The organism is Prolixibacter bellariivorans ATCC BAA-1284 (genome assembly GCF_000621705.1).
In the GTDB taxonomy this organism is placed as follows: domain Bacteria; phylum Bacteroidota; class Bacteroidia; order Bacteroidales; family Prolixibacteraceae; genus Prolixibacter; species Prolixibacter bellariivorans.
In genome coordinates, this window is the sequence record NZ_JHXO01000008.1 from 320,470 (window position 1) to 344,002 (window position 23,533).

Genomic DNA, 23,533 nt, shown 5'->3' on the forward strand with positions numbered 1-23,533 from the left:
ATGAAAACGGCCATTCTAAAAATCACCCTCAGTACGCTGACAGGTCTGCCGACGGCACTCAATGGCCTGTTTTTTATCTACTCACCCCATCCGACCTGTGGCCGGATTGCCCCTCTCTACGAATAAAGATGGGCGGGGGCCGGTGTTATATCGACGTTTGTATTTCCATTTTTCCCGATAGGATTTGTTGATTCAGGAAATGAGTCGTTGCGATTTTGCAGTGCCGTGAGCCCTTCTCTATGCTTAGAGAAGGGTTGGGATGAGTAGAAAACGTTGTTTCGAACATTCGTAGACGTTGCCCCAGGCTCTGGAATCGCTGAAGTCGAATACCACTGTCGGGGTTTCCAATCACCGACAGGGTCATAAAAAAACCTGCCAGGCACATTCACCCGACAGGTTTATACTCCCAATATTCCCGGATTACCATCCGGATTGCCCTATTCGTTTATTCCGTTTCGGTTGTTTCGTCGGGGGTATCTCCATCGTCGCTTTTCCGGCCGTTCAGCGCGGCATAGGTTTTCCGGAGCTCGTCCATTTGTCCAAACAGGGTGGTCAATACGTCCGAGGGGGCGAAGTTCACCGCCTGCTCAATGGCCGTACAAAACTGCTCGTAGCTCTTAACGGCAGGAGCTTTCAGGCTGGTAGCCGACGGCCCGTCCTGGGCATCCTCACTGTCGCGTTCCTTGTATAGCGTATCGAACTCGTCATTGGCTGTTTCCAGGCCGGTGATCATATCGGCTATCCCGATGGTAGCCGCATCGGCTTTGAGGGCCTCGTTGGCGTTGTATTTCTGTAGCATCTCCTTGAATACACCCGTTTCGGTGTTCATCGGCTTTGTATCGACATTCCAGTAAGGCTTAAAAAAGTTCTTCAGGTTCTGAGCCGCCGTTTTCTTCGCCTCATCACGGCCTTTCAGGTCGGTGTTGATGTTGCGTTTAATTTCGGCAAACCGGTCGTCGCGGTCGGCATCCAGGTTAGCCAGTTGTTTATTAATCGTACCCTGGCCCGATTTATTCATCTGTGTGCCCATTGCCGCGTTATCGGTTTCGAGGTTGGTTAAAGCAGCCGCTGCCACTACACCAAAACCCGCTACTACGGGCTTCGCGTACTCAATGGTCGAGTTGTTGAGCGAATACAGGTCGTTAATCTTCAAACGGGCAACATACAATGTCGAAAACTGTTTTTCATCCATAATTTTAGCGTTTTAGAAAAGTGATATAGTTTGTTTAGTGTTTATTTTTTGCTGTTGAAATTTTCAGGAGGTTCGCAGGTCGCCATTTCATGCTGTTGAAATTTTCAATTGGCTCATTTCTATCCGATTCATGTCGCTGAAATTTTCAATTGGGTAATTTCTGACGATTTCACGCCGTTGAAATTTTCAATTCGCTCTTTTGTGACCATTTCACCTCGCTGAAATTTTCAACGGTTCCATTTGGCGCCATTTCCTGTCGTTGAAATTTTCAACAGCTCCTTTTATCGATGCGGAAGCGGATATTTGATTTCATCCGGTCGCCGTGAAACCACAGTGTAGCCGGGCAAAGTGCCAGCATGCAGCTTATCCGTTCCGGGGCTGGCCGGTCAATGAACGCTGTAACGGCTTATCCATCCCGCGATTCATTCTCCACTAAATTCCTGCTGATTTTATCTGTCTGCTAAAAAACCGTGTACTGAATATAAAATAGAAAATTTACCTATCCCAATTTTTTTGACGAATGTGCTAATTTTTTTGATGAACGTACGGATCTGTTCCGTGAACGTACTGATCTGGTATGCGAACGGAAATTTGAGAAGCTCAAAACCAGCTGTTTTGGAACACCTGAAAATGAGATTTCGGGAGAAATTTTTTACATTGGAGAAACTAAACAGACCGATAAATGAAAACAGGCTTTCTCTTGGTTAATTTTAAACATCAGATACCAAAGGTGCACATAACACTCCCGTATGGGAAATATATGGTAGTTTTAGTAGACATATAAACTAGTTGTAATGCATATTGAAACGAAAAGTAGTCTTGAAACTTGTTGTGCAACGATTTATAAAACCAAACTTGAAAGAACGTTTAATTAGATTGGAATTATGAAAAAAATTAAATTATATAGACCAATTGAGAATTTCAATAAAAATTGTTCTTATGAAATTTTAGTCAATGGAAAGAAAATGACTGACTTGAAAAATGGAGAAGAAAAAGTCATTGGAATATCTAATGAACTTGGAAAATTAAATTTGAGAGCAAAGATTCAATGGTGCGGAAGTGAAAAACTATTAATCTCTGAATCGAATAATATTGAAGTTATAAAAGTAACCGGCAATAAATTTCTGAATAGACAAATGCCTTTTGCTGGTGGATTATTCCCTTTAACTGGAATTGTAATTTTTAGCGGGAATAGTGAGCTGTTTAAAAATATTGGTATTGGAATTCTGATTTTGCTTTTATTAGGTCTAATTGGAACATTGACCATTTGGAAAAGCAGATGGCTGAAAGTAATAAGAGAATAAAATACGCATTACAACAAATTGTATATGGCAGGCGGGGGTTTTAGCGGTCTGACAAGTCAGACCTCGTGCCCACTTTCCTGCGGGTCTTACAGGATTTCTCTTCGAAATCCCGCCCGACCACATACAAGTGACCGTTGTGCATAATTGAGCAAAAAAAGAAAATGGAAGCCTTTAAAGCAGTCAGAATAGGATTAATATTGATAATATCTTCAGCGCTTATTTTTATGTCGGCTGGGATTAGTTTTGGAATATATGGACTTGTAAAACTAAATCTCCATCCCTCATTTATGATTCTACTTTTAATTTTGTCGTTGATTTTTTATGCACCGTTTTGGAGTTTTATTTTAGTAAAATGGCAAATATGGAGTTTAAACAAAATCTATGACTTTGAAACATTTATTGAATTGGCACAAAAAAGGGCATTGATTTATCCACAGGAACATTTTTATTCAAAATATGCAATCGCATTAAAAAAAGACAAAGACTTACTAAAAGAACTAATATTAAAAGGGGAAAACAGTAATAGACTTGAAATTCTTCGGGAAAAATATCAATTCAAGACTGTTTTGTTTTATAAAAAACTATCAAGACTTTTTAATACTTTACCAATATTAGAATTATCAATTGAAGGTGTTCTTCTAAACGGGAAAGGAGTAATAAATTGGACTGATTTTCAATATATCGAACCGAAAACTTCTGGCGGAAAATATCCAGACTTTTGGATTGAATATCAACTCAAAAAAACGAACAAAATAGAAATTTATAAGTTGACAAATTTGAAAGGTGGATTATTGAGACTGGAATACTTTTTTAAATTATATAAACAACTAGCCACAACAATAAATATACGTAATGCGGGGCGATGTGCTAAATTTGAACCTTAAAGCATTTTATAAACATTGTAGCGGTTTGATAAAGAAGTGCTTCGAAATCCCGCACTCCACATAGCCAAACCGTTGAATAAATAATCAGAAAAAAAATGAATTAACAATGACCAACCAGCAAATAAGCACAACCATTAAAATACTTTATGTTGCAGCATCAATCATCATTATCGGGGGAGCCATTCTTCGGATTCAACATTATCCGCATGGAATGTTGATATCGCTCATCGGATTCGTGCTCGGGACCATAACACAAATTATTGATAGCAGCAGGGCAAAAAGAAGAACGAAAGAGATAGAAGAATAAACCAACATATCATGAAATCGAAACAAATCCTCATTTACTTATTCCTGGTAACAGGTATCGTCGCACTGCAAAGTTGCGCGAATGAAAACAGCGTTATCCGCAAGAACACGTATGCTGTCGACAGCATTTCGCCTTCGGATGAAAACTACGCCGACCTCAGCTTCCTGAAGAACATTCTGAAAGACAAGAAAATCGTTCTGTTGGGCGAAGCCGGTCATGGAGATGGTGCTGCGTTCGAAGCCAAAACAAGGCTGATTAAGTATTTGCACGAAAACCTTCACTACAACGTGCTGGCTTTCGAAGGGGCCACCCCATTTGACCTGCTATATGCCAGTGTGGTAATAGAAAAAGGCAAAACATCCAGAGCGGCACAACTTCAACTTGCCAAAGCACTTTACATGGCCTGGTCAATCAGCAGGGAATTTCAGGCCATGGGCGCCTACATTGGGCAAAACATCGACTCACTTTCGATAGAAGGAATTGACGATAATTTCGCCGTAACCAACTATGCCCATTTCTTTCCCCGATTCCTGGATTGGAGCTGTCATATCAGCCGGGATCATCCCGAAATAGATTACCAAAACTTTTTAAACCAGTACAACCTGATTATTACGGAGAATTTTCATTTAACCAATAATTCGTCTTTTAACTTTGATTCGTTTATTCATGACATCGGGGTACTAAAAGAGATCGTTAATAAAAGTGATATAAGTACGCCAAAGACCAAGGATTATCTCAGCCTCGAACTGGATAACCTGAATGCTTATGTCGGAGAAATCAGAATGGGATTAAAGGCAAGTGTTCCTTACAGAGACAAGAGAATGGCTGAGAATCTTTCCTGGATGATTGATAACTATTATCCCAATGAGAAAGTCATTGTCTGGACGGCCAACGTTCATGCTGCCAAACATCTGAACGAGGCCATCTATAAAAAGGGAGACGACCTGTATCAACAACTCATTCCCCTCGGTCAGCTTCTTGCGGATAAATACGGAGAAGACAAGGTTTACAGCATTGCTTGTACATCGTCGGAAGGTTCCACCAACGGTGGCAAGGGAGTTGAAAAGATTTCAATTCCCCGAACCAGCTGGGACTATCAATTCGCCCATGATACGAAAGATGACTATGCATTTGTCGATTTCTCGCAGATACGGAAATCAGAATATGGCGATAAAGAGTTTGAAAGTACCGTACTGGGCTATAAACCACATAGGGGCAAATGGTACCATATTTTCGATGGCATTCTGTTTATCCGGAAAATGAAACCGAGCACCTTTAATTGACACCAATACATCCGTCTTGTTGACATTGGTTGCCGGTTTTAAAAATAAAAAACGCTCACGTGCTTGAAAGGGTTGGAAAGCAACCAACCCTTTCTCAAACACATCTAACGTATGACTAAACTAACCAGCCATGAAAACACAAGCATTCTTCCTTCTGACCGTATTGCTCGTTGGCATGATGAGTTGCCAAAAAGACGACAAATCAGCTGCCAATGCTGGCATACACTTTACAAAGAATGAAAAGATTTCGGATGTCCTCGTAAGCTACGATGAAATTGTGGGCTATGATTCGACGCGATACATTTTCCAGGTAACGCCATCGGCCTTTAACCGGTTGAACAAGGAAATCTCTCCCAGCTATCCCGACCCGCATTTCGCGTTTGGTGTTGCTGTCGACCAACAACTCATTTACACCGCGAAATACGTTCCCGGGTATTATTCATCGAGCCAATACGACGTTGTCACCTTTCAGTTGGTGGCGCCGGATTTGATTTATCTCAGACTGGGATATCCCTCCTCTCCCGGGCTTTTTACCGGGGACGATTTACGGAACGATTCGAGGCTAACCGGGCAATTGAAGAAAGACAATAAATTAATGGAGATTGAGAATTGATGTACGCCCCCGCCGGGGTCGATCTATTTAAATTGGTTTGTCTACTCATCCCAACCCTTCTCTAACATAGAGAAGGGCTAAACGACGCCGCAATTTATCGAGGCTCAGAGTTGCAATAAGAACCGGGAGCTAAAGTCCTCCCCCTTTAATTCCGCCGCCAAAGGGGGACAATCCGCCAACTTCCGATCGAATTTCACATTTCTAAATAATAATATGGTACGACCATTCGCGAGCTATCCTCCTCTGGAGGAGGTGGCCGAAAGGCCGGAGGAGGATTGTGTCGAAAGCTCCCAATTTCAGGTTACCCCCGGCAAACAAACACCCCGGTCATTTGTTTGCATACAAAACTTCCACTCTTACTACCCTAAGAAACCGTTTATCAACTTTTATCGTAATCAAATCATCAGGCTCATGGTCAGTCTGTTTTTACATTTAACGTTAGCGTGGTGCTTTACAAATTGTGAATAATTCAATACAAGAATAGCATATGAGCCTGTTAAAAACCTTCAGAGTGGACAAAACTCAACCGGTCCACCCCATCACTTTTATGTTCCTGTACATGCCATTTGGGATTTTCAATGGTTTCATCAGCGTGACCATGGGATTCTTGCTGACCAAGGCTGGCGTTTCGTTGGCCGGCGTTGCTTCGATTGTTTCCCTCCCTTATTTGCCCAACATTCTCAAATTTCTGTGGGCTCCGCTGGTCGATACCACCCTTACGGTGAAAACCTGGTACCGTATCGCCAATGTGGGTACGGTAATCGGTATTTTGGCAACGAGCGTCATCCCTCATAATTCGCACTTTCTGCCATTGTTGATGGTCGTCGTCTTTTTAACCGCTGTAGCCAATACCAACATTGCCATGACGACCGAGAGTTTAATTGCGCAGGAGGTACCCGACGAGCATAAAGGACGTGCCGGAGGTTGGTTGCAAGCCGGAAACCTCGGTGGCTTCGGTATCGGAGGCGGTGCCGGAATCTGGCTAACGGAAAGAATGCCGGCTCACTGGATTTCGGGAGCCGTTATTGCGCTCGTCAGCCTGCTATGCGGGCTGGGTTTACTGTTTCTGAAAGACCCGGCGCCGTTTAAACGGGAAGAAACGTACCTGAAAACAATTGGGACGCTTGGCAAAGAGATTTGGGTGTTGGTGAAGTCGAGGGGCGGATTCTTAGCGCTGACTCTTTGTTTCCTTCCCGTTGGTTCCGGTGCTGCGTCCAATTTATGGTCGTCCATTTCCGGCGACTGGCATGCCTCGCCGGATGCGGTAGCTCTTGCCGTAGGAATTGTAGGCGGTGTTGCTTCCGCCATCGGTAGTTTATTAGGCGGTTGGATCGCCGATAAAATGGATCGAAAGAAAGCCTATATTTTATTTGGCTTGCTGGAAGGAGGCGCTGCACTCCTGATGGCGCTAAGTCCCCGCACACAACTGATGTTTATGATATGGACCACCATTTACGCCATCACGGTAGGTTTGGCCTTTGCCGGATTCAGTGCCTTTGTACTGGAAGCTATCGGTAAAGTGGGGGCAGCCACCAAGTACAACTTCTTTGCCGCCCTTTCGAATATCCCCATCTACTCCATGATATTTGTGGATGAATGGGCACATAACAAATGGAGCTCTACCGGTATTTTGACAGCGGAAACCGTGATGCCCGTTCTGGGAGCCATCCTGTTTATATCCGTGTTGTTTTTTAGCCGAATGAAGCCGGAAACCGTCAGAAAAGATTGATGAAGACGAGCTATTCAACCCGCTTGGGCGTTGCCGGAAGGAATATGGATTCCGAAAATTCGCTGGCAGGTAAAAAGAATGCTGGCCGGCTTATCTACTCATCCCAACCCTTCTCTAACATAGAGAAGGGCTAAAGACGCTACGAATGAACGACGAATATCCGGGAAGGATGATATGTTGTTAGAAAAGGAATTCTGAATCGAACGTACGCCCCCGGCCGGGGTCGAATGGATTCCCCGGCGTCTCGTTCTAACAATATGTGACTCCTCCGGAGTCCGGCCATTAATAATTACTATAGTTTATTCACCGCCACTTTGTAATGCGGATCTTCCAGCACGTTGACGTCGATGATTTGCTCGGCGTTTTTCAGCAGGATTTTGCAATCGGGGCTCAGGTGTTTCAGGTGGATCTTCTTCCCGACTTTCAGGTACCGTTCCGTCATTTTATTTAGCGCTTCAATAGCTGACATGTCGACCACACGGCTTTCGGCGAAGTCAATAATCACTTCGTCGGGGTCATTCAGTACATCAAACTTTTCGTTGAAGGCCGTAACAGAACCAAAGAACAGCGGGCCATAAATCTCGTAATGCTTTACTCCGTTGTCATCGACATATTTTCGTGCCCGGATGCGCTTGGCATTGTCCCAGGCAAACACCAGTGCCGCGATGATGACACCAATCAGAACCGCTACCGCCAGGTTATGGAAAATAACCGTCACCAGGGTTACCATTACCATGACAAGAATATCCGACTTCGGCATTTTGTTGAAGGTCTTCAAACTGGCCCACTCAAACGTACCGATAGCTACCATGATCATCAATCCGGTGAGCGCCGCCATGGGCAATTTTTCAATCAAACCGGCACCAAACATGATAAACACAAGGAGCATCACCGCCGCTACGATTCCTGACAAGCGGGCTCTTGCACCGGACGAAATATTAATCAAACTCTGGCCAATCATAGCACATCCGCCCATTCCGGAAAAAAGGCCGGTCAGAAAATTAGCTGTTCCCTGCGCAATTGCCTCTTTATTTCCCCGTCCACGGGTTTCAGTAATCTCATCGATAATATTCAGCGTCAGCAAACTCTCAATCAGTCCCACACCGGCCACAATCGCCGCGTAAGGAAAAATAATGGATAACGTTTCGAGGGTGAATGGTACCTTGGGCAGGTGAAACGGCGGAAAACCACCCTTTATGGAAGCAATATCGCCAACCGTCCGGGTATCGATGCCAAATGCCGCTACAATTCCGAAGACCACCAGGATTGCCGTCAGCGGAGCAGGAATGGCTTTCGTTAGTTTGGGCAAGCCCCAAATGATGAGCATAGTAACCAAAACCAATCCGAGCAAGGTATAAAGCGGTGTTCCGGTCAGCCAATGTCCGGCACTGTCTTTAAACTGGTGCAATTGCGACATGAAGATGATGATCGCCAATCCGTTTACAAAACCGAAAATTACGGGATGCGGAACCAGGCGCATTAATTTTCCCAGCTTGAGAACACCAGCCAGTATCTGAATAATTCCGGCCAAAATTACCGTTGCCAGTACATATTCGGGACCATATGTTTTTGCCAAAGCCACAATCACTACGGCCACGGCTCCGGTCGCACCGGAAATCATGCCGGGACGTCCGCCCAATACCGACGTAACGATGCCCATAATAAATGCCGAATAGAGTCCGGTAAGCGGCGACAAACCTGCAATAATGGCAAACGCCAAAGCTTCGGGCACCAGGGCCAATGCAACGGTCAATCCGGATAAGATTTCGTTCTTATAATTTACTTTTTTCGTTAATCCAAACAGATTAAGATACTTCTCCATACTTAATTTTTAATCATACATTCCTCACCGGAACCATTCAGCCCGGGACTGATTTCTACGTAAGTGCGTGAATTTAATTTGTTAGCTGGCGATTAGGTCGGTTCATTCTTATTTAGAACGCGCAAAAATAAGAATATCCCGCTTATTCGCAACAAGCGGGATATTATGTAACGGTAAAGGTTTGTGTTGTTCTTTGTTACCGAAAACAAAAAAGCCGGCACTCAACGAGTTACCGGCTCTATATTTTAATTCTTGTATATCTTCGGTGGTCGCTTCAATGCGCGAACCACCAGTATAATTCCGGCTAACACAAACGGAATACTGAGCAACTGCCCCATATTCAACAGCATGTGTGCTTCGAACGGCTCCTGGTTTTCTTTGATGAATTCGATAAAGAAACGGGCGGTAAAAATGCAGATAAAAAATACCCCCAACAGGAAACCCGGACGGTCCTTCTTGTCGACCGTGTGAAAGTACATCCGCCAAAGCAGAACAAAGGTGGCCAGGTAACAAAGCGCCTCGTAAATCTGTGTGGGATGCTTGGCAACTGTTTCGCCGTTTCGCTCAAAAATAAATCCCCAGGGAAGCGATGTTTGGACACCGTAGATTTCTGAATTCATCAGGTTACCGGTACGAATAAGTACGGCCACCAAAGCCACCGGAACCACCAGACGATCCAACGTCCAAAGCATTGAGCGTTTGGTAACAAACCGGGAGTACATCCAGATCGCAATCAGGATACCGATAGCGCCACCATGACTGGCCAGTCCGCCGTGCCACACCTTCAGAATCTCGCTGGGGTGCTGCGAATAATAATCCCATCCATAAAAGAAAACGTGTCCCAAACGTGCGCCAACCACCGTAGCAATAATCACGTACATAAAGAGGCTGTCGAGCCACTTTTCGTTAGCATTTTCAAACTTGAACATCTTCTCCATGATGTAATAACCCAACAGAAACCCGGTAGCAAACAAAAGTCCGTACCAACGAACTGACAACGGGCCGAGATGAAAAATCTCCGGGTTTACATTCCAATGGATGAACAGGAACTCATTCATAGCATGTGTACATTAAAAGTAAAAGCAGCAGGTTGCCCCTGCTGCCATATGAAGAATTAAATTAATTTCGTTTACACAACACCACGACCGTGACATTGTTTATATTTCTTTCCACTTCCGCACGGACATGGATCATTTCGTCCAACTTTCGGTCCGTGGCGAATCGGTTCCATTTTCTTCTGTGGTTGTTGCTCTCCACCTTGTTCGCCTCCACCGGAACTCAAGCTACCGGCTTCACTTTTCTGCTCCTGGTACTGTGAGCGATCGGTGTGTTGAACAGCCCGCGCTTCCTGTACCTGGTTTGGATCGCTGATGGGAATATGCCCCTTCATCAGGGTGGAAACCACCTCCAGGTTCAGCTTATCCATCATCGACTTAAACAGGTTAAACGATTCGAGCTTGTAAATCAACAACGGATCTTTCTGCTCGTAACTGGCATTCTGCACTGATGTACGCAAGTCATCCAGTTCGCGTAGGTGCTCTTTCCACGAATCGTCAATCGAAGCCAGGTTCACCTGTTTCATGTACGATTTCACCAAATCCTGCGCCTCGGTGTTGTAGGATTTTTCGAGGTTGGTAACAATCTGGTAAACCTTCTGTCCGTCGCTGATGGGGACAACAATATTATTGTAGATGTGTGATTTATGTTCGTACACATCTTTAATTACCGGCCAGGCCTGTTTTGAAATGATTTGTACCTTACGGGTATAATTTTCAATCATTGTCTTATAAATCCGATCGGTAATTTCCTCCGGATTCTGACTAATGAATTCTTCCTGCGTTACAGAAGTATCGATCGAAAGCAAACGCAGCGCTTCCAGGCGGAATTCCTCGTATGCGTCCTGCCCCATCGGATGGAATTCGTTCACCAACGCTTCCACCGAATCGTACATCATATTCAGTACGTCTACTTCCAGGCGTTCGCCGAAGAGTGCGTGTTTCCGTTTCTTATAAATCACCTCACGCTGCGAGTTCATCACATCATCGTATTCCAGCAATCGCTTACGAATACCGAAGTTGTTCTCTTCCACTTTTTTCTGTGCCCGTTCGATGGACTTGGAAATCATGGAGTGCTGAATCACTTCGCCCTCTTCCAGTCCCAGACGGTCCATGATACCGGCAATCCGGTCGGAAGAGAAGAGACGCATCAGGTCGTCTTCCAACGACACAAAGAACTGTGATGAACCAGGGTCACCCTGACGACCGGAACGTCCGCGCAACTGGCGGTCGACACGACGTGATTCGTGACGCTCGGTACCAATGATGGCCAAACCGCCCGCATCTTTGGTTTCCTTCGTCAACTTGATGTCGGTACCACGACCGGCCATGTTCGTCGCAATAGTCACAGTTCCGGGCTTACCGGCTTCCGCCACAATGTCAGCCTCGCGCTGGTGCAACTTGGCGTTCAATACCTGGTGATCAATCCCCCGCATTTTCAGCATACGGCTCAACAATTCCGATATTTCCACAGAAGTGGTACCTACCAGGATTGGCCGTCCCTGTTTATGCAGCTTGATAATCTCCTCGATAATGGCGTTATATTTCTCCTTTTTGGTTTTGTAAACCAAATCTTCCTGGTCCTTCCTTACAATGGGTTTATTGGTCGGGATAACAACCACCTCCAGTTTGTATATGTCCCACAATTCTCCTGCTTCCGTTTCAGCCGTACCTGTCATACCGGCCAATTTATGGTACATCCGGAAGTAGTTCTGAAGTGTAATGGTTGCAAACGTCTGTGTGGCAGCCTCCACTTTCACACGCTCCTTCGCCTCAATAGCCTGGTGCAATCCATCGGAATAGCGCCGGCCCTCCATGATACGACCGGTTTGCTCATCCACAATCTTCACCTTGTTGTCCATCACCACATATTCGACGTCTTTCTCGAACATGGTGTAAGCACGCAACAGCTGGTTAACGGTGTGTGCACGTTCCGACTTCACCGCATAACTTTGAATCAACTCATCTTTCCGCGCCAGTTTTTCCTGCGCATCAATCGATTCATCGTTTTCAATCTCCGCAATCTCCGAACCAATATCAGGAAGAATAAAGAGACTGGCGTCATCGTTGTCCTTCGACAGAACATCGATACCCTCATCGGTTAACTCAATGGAGTTTAACTTTTCGTCGATGATGAAGTAAAGCGGGTCAGTAACAATATGCATGTTTTTGCTATTGTCCTGCATGTAGTAGTTCTCCGTTTTCTGCATCTTGGCTTTGATGCCCTCTTCGCTCAGATAACGGATAATCGCTTTATTCTTGGGAAGACCTTTAAATGCACGAAGCAACAATAATGATCCTTCATCACGCTCCTTGGAATCTTCCGACTTTATCTTTTTCTTGGCTTCCGCCAGAATTTGTGCCACGAGGTCACGCTGCATTTTCACCAGGCGTTCTATCGGCGCCATCAACTCTTCGAACAGCTGATCGTCGCCTTTCGGAATCGGCCCTGAAATAATCAACGGCGTACGGGCATCATCAATCAATACCGAGTCAACCTCATCGACGATGGCGTAGTGGTGTTTCCGCTGCACCAAATCCGAAGGGTTGATCGCCATATTGTCGCGCAGGTAATCGAAACCGAACTCGTTGTTGGTTCCATAGGTGATATGTGCGTTATAGGCTTTACGACGTTCGGCTGAGTTTGGCTGGTGCTTATCGATACAATCGACGGACAAGCCGTGGAATTCGAAAATCGGTCCCATCCACTCCGAGTCACGACGGGCCAGATAGTCGTTCACTGTTACCAGGTGAACTCCTCTTTCGGCCAAGGCATTCAGGAATACCGGCAAAGTTGCCACCAGCGTTTTACCTTCACCGGTTGCCATTTCAGCAATTTTTCCTTCGTGAAGAACAATACCACCAATCAACTGAACATCGTAGTGAACCATGTTCCAGACCTGATCCGAACCACCGGCTTCCCAGTGATTAGCATATACCGCTTTATCGCCCTTTATTTCGACATAATCTTTGCCGGCAGCCAGGTCGCGGTCAAAATCGTTGGCCTCAACCTCCAGAAATTCATTCTGACTAAAACGCCGGGCCGTATCTTTAACGATGGCAAAAGCAGTAGGCAGTACTTCATTCAATACCTCTTCAATCTTGGTATCAATAACCTCTTCCAGTTTATCAACACGATCGTAGAGTTTTTCGCTCTCTTCCAAAGGCACCGCACCGCTTTCAGCTTGTTCCTTCAATGAAGCTATTTCGTCTTCTTCGGGCCGGATATACTCTTTTATCCGGGCCTTAAGCTTTTCAGTTTCAGCTCTAAGTTCGTCGTTAGTAAAGCCGGTAATACGATCGAATTCACTCTTCACACGCTCCACTATCGGCATCACCCCTTTGATGTCCCTTTCGGACTTATTACCAAAGACTTGTGTTAGAAATTTTGTTACAAATGCCATTATATATTGTTCTGTTGTTTTTTATGTTTACTTAAATCGCGAATCTCTCACAAATTAAACTAAAAGTTGCAAGTATTGAAAACAATCACTGCTTTTTTCAGTGGGTTGAATCGCCCAACTTTTGCCGTAACAAAACAAAAAAGGAGAATACCGCCATGGGCACTCTCCTCTTATATGAAATCAATATTTTCGGATTTAAAATCGCGATCAGATTAATTTCCCAATGGACGGTCGATTTGTCACGGCGGGAAATGTTTATCAAGAACTATGCCCCGGCAGTCGGATCTGAAAATGTCCGGTTCATCATTTCCCGATCCATCATCAGTAATCCTTGTCCATCGCCATTGATCAGTTTCAAATTATTCAAAATCTGATCGACGGTATTCTCCTCTTCAACCTGTTCATCGAGGAACCACTGAAGGAAGCTCTTGGTAGCATGATCTGATTCTGCAATAGAAATATCCATCAGATTATTAATGCGTTCCGTAATATCCTGTTCGTGTGCCAGTGTTTTTTCAAAAACATCGACTACATTTTTGAACTCAGCCGGAACCTCAGCAATGGGCGACAAAATAACCCTGGCTCCGCGGTCGTTTACATAATCGAAAAATTTCTGTGCATGTGCCAACTCCTCCTTGTATTGAACCTTCATCCAATTGGCAAAACCTGACAAACCGGCAGCTTCGAAATAAGCCGACATGGACAAATAGAGGTAAGCCGAATGAAATTCAGCGTTAATTTGCTCATTTATTGCTTTATTAACTGCTTCTTTCAACATGATTAATTGATTTAAGGTTTATATCCGAACCCAAATATACAAATAATCAGACGGGCGCCCAGCCACGTTCGGAACACATTTATTAACTCAACCGTGCCTTCAGACCGTCAGCCAGCGCATTCAGGAACTGCTCGGTTGTGAGGTAATGTTCCGGCTTCAAATCTTTTCCGTGGATAGCCAGAGCCAGGTCTTTTGTCATCTTACCTGATTCAACCGTATCAACACAGACTTCTTCCAGCGTATGGCTGAATTTGATCAACTCTTCGTTGTTATCCAGACGTCCGCGGAATGCCAGACCACGCGTCCAGGCATAAATAGAAGCAATCGGGTTGGTTGAAGTTGCATTACCTTTCTGGTGTTCACGGTAGTGACGTGTCACTGTACCATGGGCAGCTTCTGCTTCCAGGATATCGCCATCCGGTGTCATCAGGACCGAAGTCATTAATCCCAGCGAACCGAATCCCTGAGCTACGGTATCAGACTGTACGTCGCCGTCGTAGTTTTTACAAGCCCAGATGAAGTTACCGTTCCACTTCAATGCCGATGCCACCATGTCATCAATCAGACGGTGCTCATATGTAATACCGGCTTCGTCGAACTGTTTCTGATAATCTGCTTCAAAGATTTCCTGGAAGATATCTTTAAAGAAACCATCGTATTTCTTGAGAATGGTATTTTTTGTCGACAGGTAAAGCGGCCATTTTTTCTGCAGCGCCATTTTAAAACAGCTGTGTGCAAAACCACGGATAGACTCTTCGGTGTTGTACATCGACATGGCCACACCCGCTCCTTCGAAGTCATAAACCTCATGAGTAATAGGTTCTGAACCATCTTCCGGAGTGAAAGTCATCGTCAGTTTACCGGGACGGTCGACGACCATATCGGTGGCACGGTACTGGTCACCAAATGCATGACGTCCGATAACGATAGGGCCGGTCCATTGCGGAACCAAACGCGGTACATTTTTCACGAAAATAGGCTCGCGGAAAATGGTTCCACCAATGATGTTACGAATGGTACCGTTCGGTGATTTGTACATCCGTTTGAGGCCAAACTCTTCCACCCGCTTCTCGTCCGGGGTAATGGTTGCACATTTAATCCCTACTTTGTACTTCTTGATGGCGTTGGCAGCGTCAACCGTCACCTGATCGTCAGTCGCGTCGCGATGCTCAATGCCCAAGTCAAAATACTTAATGTCGAGGTTCAGGTACGGCAGGATGAGTTGATCTTTAATCATCTGCCAGATAATCCTGGTCATTTCATCGCCGTCAAGCTCTACAACGGGATTGGAAACATTAATTTTGTCCATGCCTGAATAAATTTTTTTAATAGAATAAATGATGTTTACTAAACAAGATTGGACTGGTTTAGTTTGAATTCACCTTGATGTCAGGTTACGGTACATATCGTTTCAAGATTCTCTTAACTATCAAAATCGAGTCCGAACATCTTCTTAAACTGAGCCAACGATGGATTTACCTCCACCATGGCCTGCCATTTTTCCGAGTCGGAATAAGGTCTACGCGGTAACGCATCATCCCCCTCCGCAATCTGAAACTCCACTTCAATCCGTTCGTTCCGCAGTGTTCTTCTCAAAAAGCCCAGCAACTTCAGCTTTACTTCCAGCACCAACCGTTCGCGCTGTGTCTCGTTGTCGAGCAAGTAGTTCACGTTCCATTCGTCTACCAACGACGGTTCGCGTGTCGATAAGGCGGCTTTCAACTGCGGTGCCTCTACCCGCACAACAAACTCCGTCCATGCCTCGGCCAGTTTTTCTCCGGTAAACGGATGCACTTCCGGTTCAGCCACCTGCTTTGCCTGCTGCGTCGTTTCCTTCTTATATTCTGAAGCAGGTTTGTTTCCCCTCAGTGCATTGGCAATCGAGGGCGTACTAATACTGTCCCTTCGGGTCACCCTACGGCTCTTTACCTTTCCGGGCGATGTAACAACAGGCGTATTCGTCTGCCTGTTTGCTTCAGCTGGCTTATTCCCATCAGCACCGCTCTGTGTTGCGGCACCTTGTTGCGGCCTGGCAACTTTTGGGGCTGCCGGTGCCGAAAAAATGGGTAAAAGTATGGCTGAAGCTACGCGTTCGTCAGCGCTTTTTTTTTTAATATCTCTTCCAACTGTGCAATACGAATGAGTGCCAGCTCTACCAGGAATCGTTTATTGGAAGAAGCTTTGTATTGCATATCACACTCGCTGGCCAAGTTCAATCCTTCCACCAGAAACGGCAAATCACATGCTTTCGCCTGTTGACTGTATTTTTCCTTGATGTCTCCACCTACTTCCAACAACTCCACCGTCACCTGATCTTTACATACCAGCAAATCACGGAAGTGCTGGCACAAACCGGATACAAAGTGATGTCCGTTAAATCCCTTGTCCAGAATCTCGTTGAAAATCATCAGCACACCTGACACATCACCTTTTTGAAACCCGTCGACCAATCGAAAATAGTAGTCGTAATCCAACACATTCAGGTTCGAGATGGTATCCTGGTAAGTAATGTTACTACCTGAAAAGCTCACCACCTGATCGAAAATGGAAAGTGCATCACGCATAGCACCATCAGCCTTCTGAGCAATAATATTCAGCGCTTCCGGCTCAAAGGTGATTTGCTCCTTTTCGGCTACCGAAGCCAAATGTTTTTCAATATCGGTAATGCCAATCCGGTTGAAGTCGAAGATTTGACAACGTGAAAGAATGGTTGGCAGAATTTTATGTTTTTCGGTAGTAGCCAACACAAAAATGGCGTGTGCCGGCGGTTCTTCCAGTGTTTTCAGGAAAGCATTGAATGCAGACTGCGACAGCATGTGAACCTCATCGATGATGTACACGCTGTATTTTCCAATCTGCGGAGGAATCCGAACCTGGTCGACCAGGCTGCGAATATCGTCCACCGAGTTATTGGAAGCGGCATCCAGTTCGTGAATATTGTAGGACCTGTTTTCGTTGAAAGCCTTACACGATTCACAGGTATTACAAGGCTCTGTTTCAGTAGTAATATTCTGGCAATTGATGGTTTTGGCAAAAATACGGGCCGATGTAGTTTTCCCTACGCCACGTGGCCCGCAAAACAAGTACGCATGCGCGAGATGATTATTACGGATGGCATTCTTAAGTGTGGCAGTAATCGATGGTTGACCAACGACTGAGCTAAACGTAAAAGGTCTGTATTTTCTTGCTGAAACAATATAATTCTCCATAAAAATTCCTCGGGTGCCAGATTTGAAATCCAAATATAGTATAAAATGGGAAACCATTTGTGTCCCGTTTTCGCATAAGTTATCAACGCCTAAAACAAGCTTCTGGTTTACTGCCAGATGAAATTTATGCGGAGCAACTTTTTGCTTGACTTTGTTGTTTGTTATATCAGAAATAAAAACTGACAGATTATGAAAAAATTCTTTTTGCTGGTTTCCATACTGGCGATGACGCTCACCACATTTGCGCAGGAAAAAACCATCTATGATTTCAAGGTAACTGATATTGATGGCAAACCATTTGATATGGCATCGCTGAAAGGGAAAAAGGTGCTGATTGTGAATACTGCATCCAAATGTGGATTCACACCGCAATACAAGCAACTCGAGGCGATTTACAAAAAGTACGGGCCCGATAAATTTGTTATTGTCGGCTTTCCGGCGAATAACTTCATGCATCAGGAACCAGGTACAAACAGCCAGATTAAAACTTTCTGTACCGAAAATTACGATGTTACCTTTCCGATGATGTCAAAAATTTCGGTGAAAGGTGATGACATTGCCCCTCTCTACCAGTGGCTAACAGAGAAATCGCAGAATGGTGTAATGGACGCCCCAATCAAATGGAACTTCCAGAAATTCATGATTGATAAAACAGGTCACCTGGTTGGTGTTGCCTGGCCGCAGGACAAGCCTGATTCAAAAAAGATTATTAGCTGGATTGAAAGCAAAAACTAAGCTTTAGCTTTCACCGCTTCAGCATAACGTGCCAAAGCCCTTTTGCGGGCTTCCGCATGGACAATAATGGGTTTCGGATAGGAGATCGTTCCATATTCCGGAACCCATTTTGCAATATATTCCCCGTTCGGGTCGAACTTCTTTGCCTGCAACTCTGGGTTAAATACCCGAAAATACGGCGCGGCATCATTTCCTGAACCAGCAGCCCATTGCCAGCCACCATTATTCGATGCCAAATCGTAATCCAACAGTTTTCGGGCAAAATATGCTTCTCCCCAGCGCCAGTCAATTAGCAAATGTTTGCACAGAAAACTGGCGGTTACCATCCGCACACGATTGTGCATATAACCGGTGGCATTCAGTTCGCGCATCCCGGCATCAACCAACGGGTAACCGGTTCGTCCTTCGCACCAGGCTTTGAAATCCTCTTTACTATTCTCCCAGACAATTTCATCGAAAGCCGGCTTAAAGGATGTATGCACAACCTGAGGGAAAAACCACAGGATAACACTATAAAAGTTCCGCCAAATCAATTCATTCAAAAACGTTTCAGAATGCTGCATCGCCAGGGCTGTTACTTTCCGGATACTTACGGTACCAAATCGCAGGTGCACACCAAGATGTGACGTTCCATTCCTGGCAGGAAAATCCCGGTCCGCTTCATAACTCTTCAGTAACTCGGCAGGTAACTTCCGGGGAGGAACAGGCACTTCTACCCTGGAATATCCCATAATTTCCAGCGAAGGCACAGGAAGCGGTGTCGTTCTGAAAAAGTTGTGTGCGTACTTAGAAATCGGTGCCGGCACAACCATCGACTGGTTCAGCTTTCGCAAAAACCGTTGTTTGTAGGCCGTAAAAACCGTATACGGTTCACCGTTGTCTTTTACAATTTCGTTTTGTTCAAACAAAACTTGATCCTTATAGGTATGAAACTCTACCCCTTGATTGGCAAGAAAAGCATCAACTTCGTCATCTCGCTGAAGCGTATAAGGTTCATACTCCCGGTTGGCATACACACTGAAAATATGATAACTGTCCATCAGCGACTTAAAGACATCGAGCGGTTTACCGACGGCCACATGCAACCCGGAACCAATAGTTTCAAGTTTTTCTTTTATTCCCAGTATGGTATCATACACAAAGCCCACCTGAACATTACCATTATTCTCGTCCCGTTGAAAGACTTCCGGGTCAAATATAAACAGAGGCAACACATTTTCTCTGGTTCTCAGGGCATGCATGAGACCAATGTTGTCTTCCAGTCGCAGATCGCGACGAAACCAGAAAATACTAACCACAGATTTCTCTTTTTTTCTCATCTCAAGACCATTACCAATTTATCATCACCACTATCAGTGAAAAAATGGTCATCCGGTTTGGATAACCATTAAAATCAATGCTTCCGTGCAATTGAAAATACAATAATTTAATCGAAAAAGAAACTTATTTTTGTGCAGAATAGTTAATATCGTAACTTCAAATCGGCACAAAATACCGCCGATCATAGTAAAAACAGCTGAAAGTTTAATCACAAAGCAGATTTATACATGACACATGAAAGAGGCTTTGCCAGCGACAATAATTCGGGTATTCACCCCGATATTCTGAACGCAATGGTTGAAGCCAATCAGGGCCATGCCGTTGGTTACGGCGGAGATAAATGGACCGAACAAGCCATACAACTTTTTAAAAAGGAGTTTGGTGACGATACCGAAGTATTTTTCGTATTCAACGGCACCGGAGCCAATATTCTCAGTTTAAAATCAGCCTCCCGTTCATTCAATTCCATCATTTGCGCCGAAACGGCACACATCCAGGTGGACGAATGCGGTGCCCCGGAAAAATTTACTGGTAGCAAACTTCTCCCGGTCAGTACTTCTGATGGAAAGCTTCGCCCCGAAGATATCAAACCACATCTGCATGGTTTCGGCTTCGAGCACCATGCCCAACCCGGAGTCATCAGTATTACGCAGGCCACTGAATTGGGAACCGTTTACCGGAAAGAAGAAATTCAGGCTTTGGCTGATTTAGCGCATGAGCATGGTATGTACCTCCATATGGATGGTGCCCGTTTGGCCAATGCAGCTGTAGCGCTCGATATGAACTTTCGCGAATTCACCCGCGATGCAGGAGTCGATATTCTTTCCTTTGGAGGTACCAAAAATGGTATGATGATGGGAGAAGCCGTTGTTTTCTTCAAACCGGAACTGGCTACTTTCACGAAATATTTCCGCAAACAGGCCGCACAATTAAGCTCAAAAATGCGCTTCATCAGTGCACAATTTATCCCTTATCTGGGCAACGGATTGTGGAAAAAAAATGCAACACATGCCAATCGTATGGCCAGGTTACTGGAAGAAGAAATTAAATCCATCGAAGGAGTTGAAATTACTCAACCGGTAGATGCCAACGGCGTTTTTGCCATCATTCCAGGGGAATTAATCCCTGAATTACAGAAAGAATTTTTCTTCTATACCTGGGATGAGCAACGCAATGAAGTGCGCTGGATGACCTCGTTCGATACGACGGAAAACGACATTCACACGTTCGGAAACCTGCTTCGGCAAAAAATGAAAAAATGAGCGTATTCCGGTATATTCCGGGCAATCACTACACCGAGGAGCAAAAGCAACTGGATAAACGGATTTTCAGGCATAGCCTGTTCTTTCCAACTTTTCTGATCGTCCTGCTTTGGCTAATCAGGTTGTTTGAAACAGAGTTTCATCTCAACCTGGTACAAGGAGGGATCTACCCCTTACATGTGAAAGGATTGCTTGGAATACTTACCGCGCCGTTGGTTCACGGTAGCTTCAGCCATCTGATGGCCAATACCGTTCCACTTTTCTTATTAACCCTGGCCCTGCTATTCTTCTACCGGGATTTGGCCTACCGCATCTTTTTCCTCATCTGGATCATATCGGGAATATTCGTTTGGCTGGGAGCAAGGGAAGCCTGGCATATTGGGGCCAGCGGGGTAATTTACGGTTTGGCCGCCTTCCTTTTTATGAGTGGTATCGTTCGCAACAATGTTCGTTTGCTCACCATATCAATCATTGTCGTTTTCCTATATGGAGGTCTGTTTTGGGGAATCTTTCCCATGAAACCCGAAATTTCATGGGAAGGGCATCTTTGGGGAGGTGTTTCAGGTATCGTGCTGGCTGTTGTTTACAGGAAAAAAGGACCTCCCGCGGAACAACATCCCTGGGATGAGGAAGATGAGGAGGATGAAGTGTCTTCTACCGAAGAAAAAGCCATTGAAACCTTCCCGGTATCCGACTCCGGGAAAACAAAACTATCCGATTCATCGCAAAGCTTTCCCGATGATGAAAAGCCATCATGAACCATCAGATTTACAGCCCAATATCAATAAATAGTAAATAAAGACAGGAACGTACACCGAATTGGTCTGTACATCCAATAAATGTTGTATTTTTGCCGTCATAACGTATTGTAACAGGAATAAATTAATAAAAAGAAAGTTCTTACCCGATTATGATTAGCCGTAGGATCATCCGCACCAAAGTATTGCAGATTCTGTATGCCCACTTTACCACAACAGGGAAAACCATCAACCAGTCAGAATCAGAACTAAACTTCAGTATCCGTAAGACATACGACCTCTATCACTTATTGTTCGCTTTGCTTATCGAAGTTCGAGATTTCGCCGAAGAACGACAGACAGCCGGAAAACATAAAAATATTCCATCGTGGGATGATCTTAATCCTAACACACGTTTTGTCGATAACCACATTATTAAGCGGCTGAAAGAAAATGAAGCCCTGAACAGCTACATTGAGCAAAATAAGATCAGCTGGAAGGAAAATCCGGAACTCATCCGGAAGCTTTACCGCGAATTGGTTGAATCGAAATCTTACCAGCAATACCTTTTGGCTGAAACAAATAGCATTCAATCCGATCAGAAGCTTTGCGAACGTTTCTTCGTTGAAATGGTACTGAACAACGATCTTTTCGAAAGCGAACTGGAAGAACAAAGCATTTACTGGAACGACGACTTGGATTTTGTTGTCAGCATGGTCATAAAAACCATCAAAAAAGTAAAACAAGATCCGTCTCCAAACCTTCACTTGCTATCACTTTACAAGGATGATGAAGATCGCGACTACACCATTAAATTGTTCAGGAAAACGATTCTGAAACACGAGGAAAATCACAAAATCATCGAATCGTACACCAAAAACTGGGATGTGGAACGTGTTGCGCTGATGGACGTACTGATATTGGAGCTGGCCATTACCGAATTAACCGATTTCCCGTCGATCCCGATTAAAGTGACACTGAACGAATACATCGAGCTTTCGAAATATTACAGTACGAAGCGCAGCTCCACCTTTATTAATGGAGTACTCGATCGGATAAGCAAGGATTTTCAGGAAGATGGCCGCATTGTAAAAGCCGGCCGTGGACTGCTGGATGGAAAATAAGTAAGATGAGTCGGTTTACTGCCTTCGCAATTTTAGCTATCGTATTACTTTTGGCGGGATGTCACAATCAAACCAGCCAGAAGAAGAAACATCCAGTTCACACAGCAGCGATAAAACAAAAGGGACCTGCCAAATTTGAGTTTCACGACGAAATCCATAATTTTGGTACCCTGAAGGCAGGAGAAGTCGTCTCCTACTCCTTTCGTTTTGAAAATACAGGTGGTGAGCCGCTTACCATCTCGCATATAGAAAACGAGTGTGGATGTTTGGAAATTTTATATCCGAAAAAACCGGTTCAACCGGGAGAAAAATCCACAATTGAAGTTATCTTTAACACCGATGGAGAATGGGGAAACGAATTCAAAACCATTGAAATTAATACCCGCAAGGGTTTAAAAAAGAATATTGCCGTTACGGCACACATACAGAATGCACAATTTGAAAAACTGATAAATAAGAAATGATGAACAACTTACTCTTTGTTATTGCACAAACGCAAACCAACCCATTAATGACCTTTCTTCCCCTGGTACTGATTATGGTCGTATTCTATTTTTTCATGATCAGACCTCAGATGAAACGTCAGAAAGAACTGCAGAAATTTCGCTCAGCGTTGCAAAAAGGCGATAAAGTAGTAACTACCGGCGGATTATATGGTCGGATTGTTGAAATAAAAGACAGCATCATTTTTCTCGAAATTGCCCCCAACGTGAAGGTAAAAGTAGACAAAAGTGTTGTACTGAAAGACATCAGCGACGCACCGCAGCAAAAGTGA

Annotated in this window: 22 protein-coding genes; 13 read left to right on the forward strand and 9 right to left on the reverse strand. The window is 44.6% G+C overall.

Annotated features, from left to right (window positions below; translation table 11 throughout):
* Positions 1–126 carry a hypothetical protein gene (locus T426_RS26195; protein ID WP_262502893.1) on the forward strand — a complete coding sequence of 42 codons (126 nt, stop codon included), beginning with the start codon at positions 1–3 and terminating at the stop codon, positions 124–126.
* 319 nt (positions 127–445) lie between these two features.
* Here the strand turns inward: T426_RS26195 and T426_RS0111370 are convergent, their stop codons facing one another.
* Positions 446–1,192, reverse strand: coding sequence for a DUF6261 family protein (locus T426_RS0111370; protein WP_025865345.1), 747 nt, complete (start codon positions 1,190–1,192; stop codon positions 446–448).
* Between the two features lie 884 nt (positions 1,193–2,076).
* On the opposite strand from T426_RS0111370, the gene T426_RS0111380 reads away from it, so the two are divergent.
* The 6 genes from T426_RS0111380 (at position 2,077) to T426_RS0111405 (ending at position 7,312) form a co-directional block, all read left to right on the forward strand.
* The gene (locus T426_RS0111380; RefSeq protein WP_025865344.1) at positions 2,077–2,496 is read left to right on the forward strand and encodes a hypothetical protein; all 420 of its coding nucleotides are present in this window, start codon (positions 2,077–2,079) and stop codon (positions 2,494–2,496) included.
* Between the two features lie 161 nt (positions 2,497–2,657).
* Positions 2,658–3,380: a hypothetical protein gene (locus T426_RS0111385; protein ID WP_027585719.1), complete on the forward strand. Its 723-nt coding sequence runs from the start codon at positions 2,658–2,660 to the stop codon at positions 3,378–3,380.
* Positions 3,381–3,486: 106 nt separating this feature from the next.
* Positions 3,487–3,687 carry a hypothetical protein gene (locus T426_RS0111390; protein ID WP_025865342.1) on the forward strand — a complete coding sequence of 67 codons (201 nt, stop codon included), beginning with the start codon at positions 3,487–3,489 and terminating at the stop codon, positions 3,685–3,687.
* 11 nt (positions 3,688–3,698) lie between these two features.
* On the forward strand, positions 3,699–4,970 hold the full coding sequence (locus T426_RS0111395; RefSeq protein ID WP_025865341.1) for an erythromycin esterase family protein: 1,272 nt from the start codon (positions 3,699–3,701) through the stop codon (positions 4,968–4,970).
* 130 nt (positions 4,971–5,100) lie between these two features.
* Entirely contained in the window at positions 5,101–5,583 is a 483-nt protein-coding gene (locus tag T426_RS0111400; RefSeq protein WP_025865340.1) for a hypothetical protein, read from the forward strand.
* Between the two features lie 511 nt (positions 5,584–6,094).
* Positions 6,095–7,312: an MFS transporter gene (locus tag T426_RS0111405; RefSeq protein ID WP_169737684.1), complete on the forward strand. Its 1,218-nt coding sequence runs from the start codon at positions 6,095–6,097 to the stop codon at positions 7,310–7,312.
* Positions 7,313–7,604: 292 nt separating this feature from the next.
* On the opposite strand, the gene T426_RS0111415 is transcribed toward T426_RS0111405, so the two are convergent.
* The 7 genes from T426_RS0111415 to T426_RS25560 all read right to left on the reverse strand — a co-directional run bounded on the left by T426_RS0111415 (position 7,605) and on the right by T426_RS25560 (position 17,580).
* Entirely contained in the window at positions 7,605–9,134 is a 1,530-nt protein-coding gene (locus tag T426_RS0111415) for a SulP family inorganic anion transporter (protein WP_025865338.1), read from the reverse strand.
* Between the two features lie 245 nt (positions 9,135–9,379).
* Positions 9,380–10,192: a prolipoprotein diacylglyceryl transferase gene (gene lgt / locus T426_RS0111420; RefSeq protein ID WP_025865337.1), complete on the reverse strand. Its 813-nt coding sequence runs from the start codon at positions 10,190–10,192 to the stop codon at positions 9,380–9,382.
* 71 nt (positions 10,193–10,263) lie between these two features.
* Positions 10,264–13,593 (reverse strand): preprotein translocase subunit SecA, encoded by a 3,330-nt coding sequence (gene secA, locus T426_RS0111425; protein ID WP_027585721.1) that lies wholly within the window; start codon positions 13,591–13,593, stop codon positions 10,264–10,266.
* Positions 13,594–13,858: 265 nt separating this feature from the next.
* Entirely contained in the window at positions 13,859–14,371 is a 513-nt protein-coding gene (locus T426_RS0111430; protein WP_025865336.1) for a ferritin, read from the reverse strand.
* Between the two features lie 82 nt (positions 14,372–14,453).
* Positions 14,454–15,680, reverse strand: a complete 1,227-nt coding sequence (locus T426_RS0111435) for an NADP-dependent isocitrate dehydrogenase (RefSeq protein WP_025865335.1) — start codon at positions 15,678–15,680, stop codon at positions 14,454–14,456.
* 113 nt (positions 15,681–15,793) lie between these two features.
* A complete protein-coding gene (locus tag T426_RS25555) occupies positions 15,794–16,285 on the reverse strand; it encodes a hypothetical protein (RefSeq protein ID WP_036984782.1) in 492 nt (163 codons plus the stop codon).
* Between the two features lie 170 nt (positions 16,286–16,455).
* On the reverse strand, positions 16,456–17,580 hold the full coding sequence (locus T426_RS25560) for a DNA polymerase III subunit gamma/tau (protein WP_081782498.1): 1,125 nt from the start codon (positions 17,578–17,580) through the stop codon (positions 16,456–16,458).
* A gap of 189 nt (positions 17,581–17,769) precedes the next feature.
* Here T426_RS25560 and T426_RS0111445 point away from each other — a divergent pair, with 189 nt between their 5' ends.
* Entirely contained in the window at positions 17,770–18,315 is a 546-nt protein-coding gene (locus T426_RS0111445; protein WP_025865334.1) for a glutathione peroxidase, read from the forward strand.
* Here T426_RS0111445 and T426_RS0111450 read toward each other — a convergent pair.
* Entirely contained in the window at positions 18,312–19,634 is a 1,323-nt protein-coding gene (locus tag T426_RS0111450) for a cryptochrome/photolyase family protein (protein WP_036985423.1), read from the reverse strand. The two genes, T426_RS0111445 and T426_RS0111450, sit on opposite strands and share 4 nt — an antisense overlap.
* Positions 19,635–19,862: 228 nt before the next feature.
* Here T426_RS0111450 and T426_RS23500 point away from each other — a divergent pair, with 228 nt between their 5' ends.
* The 5 genes from T426_RS23500 (at position 19,863) to yajC (ending at position 23,533) form a co-directional block, all read left to right on the forward strand.
* Positions 19,863–20,897: a threonine aldolase family protein gene (locus tag T426_RS23500; protein WP_025865333.1), complete on the forward strand. Its 1,035-nt coding sequence runs from the start codon at positions 19,863–19,865 to the stop codon at positions 20,895–20,897.
* Positions 20,894–21,655, forward strand: a complete 762-nt coding sequence (locus T426_RS23505; protein WP_051568980.1) for a rhomboid family intramembrane serine protease — start codon at positions 20,894–20,896, stop codon at positions 21,653–21,655. Before T426_RS23500 ends, T426_RS23505 begins: the two co-directional genes overlap by 4 nt.
* Positions 21,656–21,807: 152 nt before the next feature.
* Positions 21,808–22,758 carry a transcription antitermination factor NusB gene (gene nusB / locus T426_RS0111465; protein WP_027585723.1) on the forward strand — a complete coding sequence of 317 codons (951 nt, stop codon included), beginning with the start codon at positions 21,808–21,810 and terminating at the stop codon, positions 22,756–22,758.
* Between the two features lie 5 nt (positions 22,759–22,763).
* Complete coding sequence (locus T426_RS25135) at positions 22,764–23,222, forward strand: DUF1573 domain-containing protein (RefSeq protein WP_051539106.1); 459 nt, start codon at positions 22,764–22,766, stop codon at positions 23,220–23,222.
* On the forward strand, positions 23,222–23,533 hold the full coding sequence (yajC, locus tag T426_RS0111475; protein ID WP_081782497.1) for a preprotein translocase subunit YajC: 312 nt from the start codon (positions 23,222–23,224) through the stop codon (positions 23,531–23,533). The genes T426_RS25135 and yajC overlap by 1 nt, the downstream gene beginning before the upstream one ends.

Coding starts and splice junctions, on each gene's coding strand:
- T426_RS26195 (WP_262502893.1), top strand. CDS start 1: ATGAAAACGGCCATTCTAAAAATCACCCTCAGTACGCTGACAGGTCTG.
- T426_RS0111370 (WP_025865345.1), bottom strand. CDS start 1,192: ATGGATGAAAAACAGTTTTCGACATTGTATGTTGCCCGTTTGAAGATT.
- T426_RS0111380 (WP_025865344.1), top strand. CDS start 2,077: ATGAAAAAAATTAAATTATATAGACCAATTGAGAATTTCAATAAAAAT.
- T426_RS0111385 (WP_027585719.1), top strand. CDS start 2,658: ATGGAAGCCTTTAAAGCAGTCAGAATAGGATTAATATTGATAATATCT.
- T426_RS0111390 (WP_025865342.1), top strand. CDS start 3,487: ATGACCAACCAGCAAATAAGCACAACCATTAAAATACTTTATGTTGCA.
- T426_RS0111395 (WP_025865341.1), top strand. CDS start 3,699: ATGAAATCGAAACAAATCCTCATTTACTTATTCCTGGTAACAGGTATC.
- T426_RS0111400 (WP_025865340.1), top strand. CDS start 5,101: ATGAAAACACAAGCATTCTTCCTTCTGACCGTATTGCTCGTTGGCATG.
- T426_RS0111415 (WP_025865338.1), bottom strand. CDS start 9,134: ATGGAGAAGTATCTTAATCTGTTTGGATTAACGAAAAAAGTAAATTAT.
- lgt (WP_025865337.1), bottom strand. CDS start 10,192: ATGAATGAGTTCCTGTTCATCCATTGGAATGTAAACCCGGAGATTTTT.
- secA (WP_027585721.1), bottom strand. CDS start 13,593: ATGGCATTTGTAACAAAATTTCTAACACAAGTCTTTGGTAATAAGTCC.
- T426_RS0111430 (WP_025865336.1), bottom strand. CDS start 14,371: ATGTTGAAAGAAGCAGTTAATAAAGCAATAAATGAGCAAATTAACGCT.
- T426_RS0111435 (WP_025865335.1), bottom strand. CDS start 15,680: ATGGACAAAATTAATGTTTCCAATCCCGTTGTAGAGCTTGACGGCGAT.
- T426_RS25560 (WP_081782498.1), bottom strand. CDS start 17,580: ATGGAGAATTATATTGTTTCAGCAAGAAAATACAGACCTTTTACGTTT.
- T426_RS0111445 (WP_025865334.1), top strand. CDS start 17,770: ATGAAAAAATTCTTTTTGCTGGTTTCCATACTGGCGATGACGCTCACC.
- T426_RS0111450 (WP_036985423.1), bottom strand. CDS start 19,634: ATGAGAAAAAAAGAGAAATCTGTGGTTAGTATTTTCTGGTTTCGTCGC.
- T426_RS23500 (WP_025865333.1), top strand. CDS start 19,863: ATGACACATGAAAGAGGCTTTGCCAGCGACAATAATTCGGGTATTCAC.
- T426_RS23505 (WP_051568980.1), top strand. CDS start 20,894: ATGAGCGTATTCCGGTATATTCCGGGCAATCACTACACCGAGGAGCAA.
- nusB (WP_027585723.1), top strand. CDS start 21,808: ATGATTAGCCGTAGGATCATCCGCACCAAAGTATTGCAGATTCTGTAT.
- T426_RS25135 (WP_051539106.1), top strand. CDS start 22,764: ATGAGTCGGTTTACTGCCTTCGCAATTTTAGCTATCGTATTACTTTTG.
- yajC (WP_081782497.1), top strand. CDS start 23,222: ATGAACAACTTACTCTTTGTTATTGCACAAACGCAAACCAACCCATTA.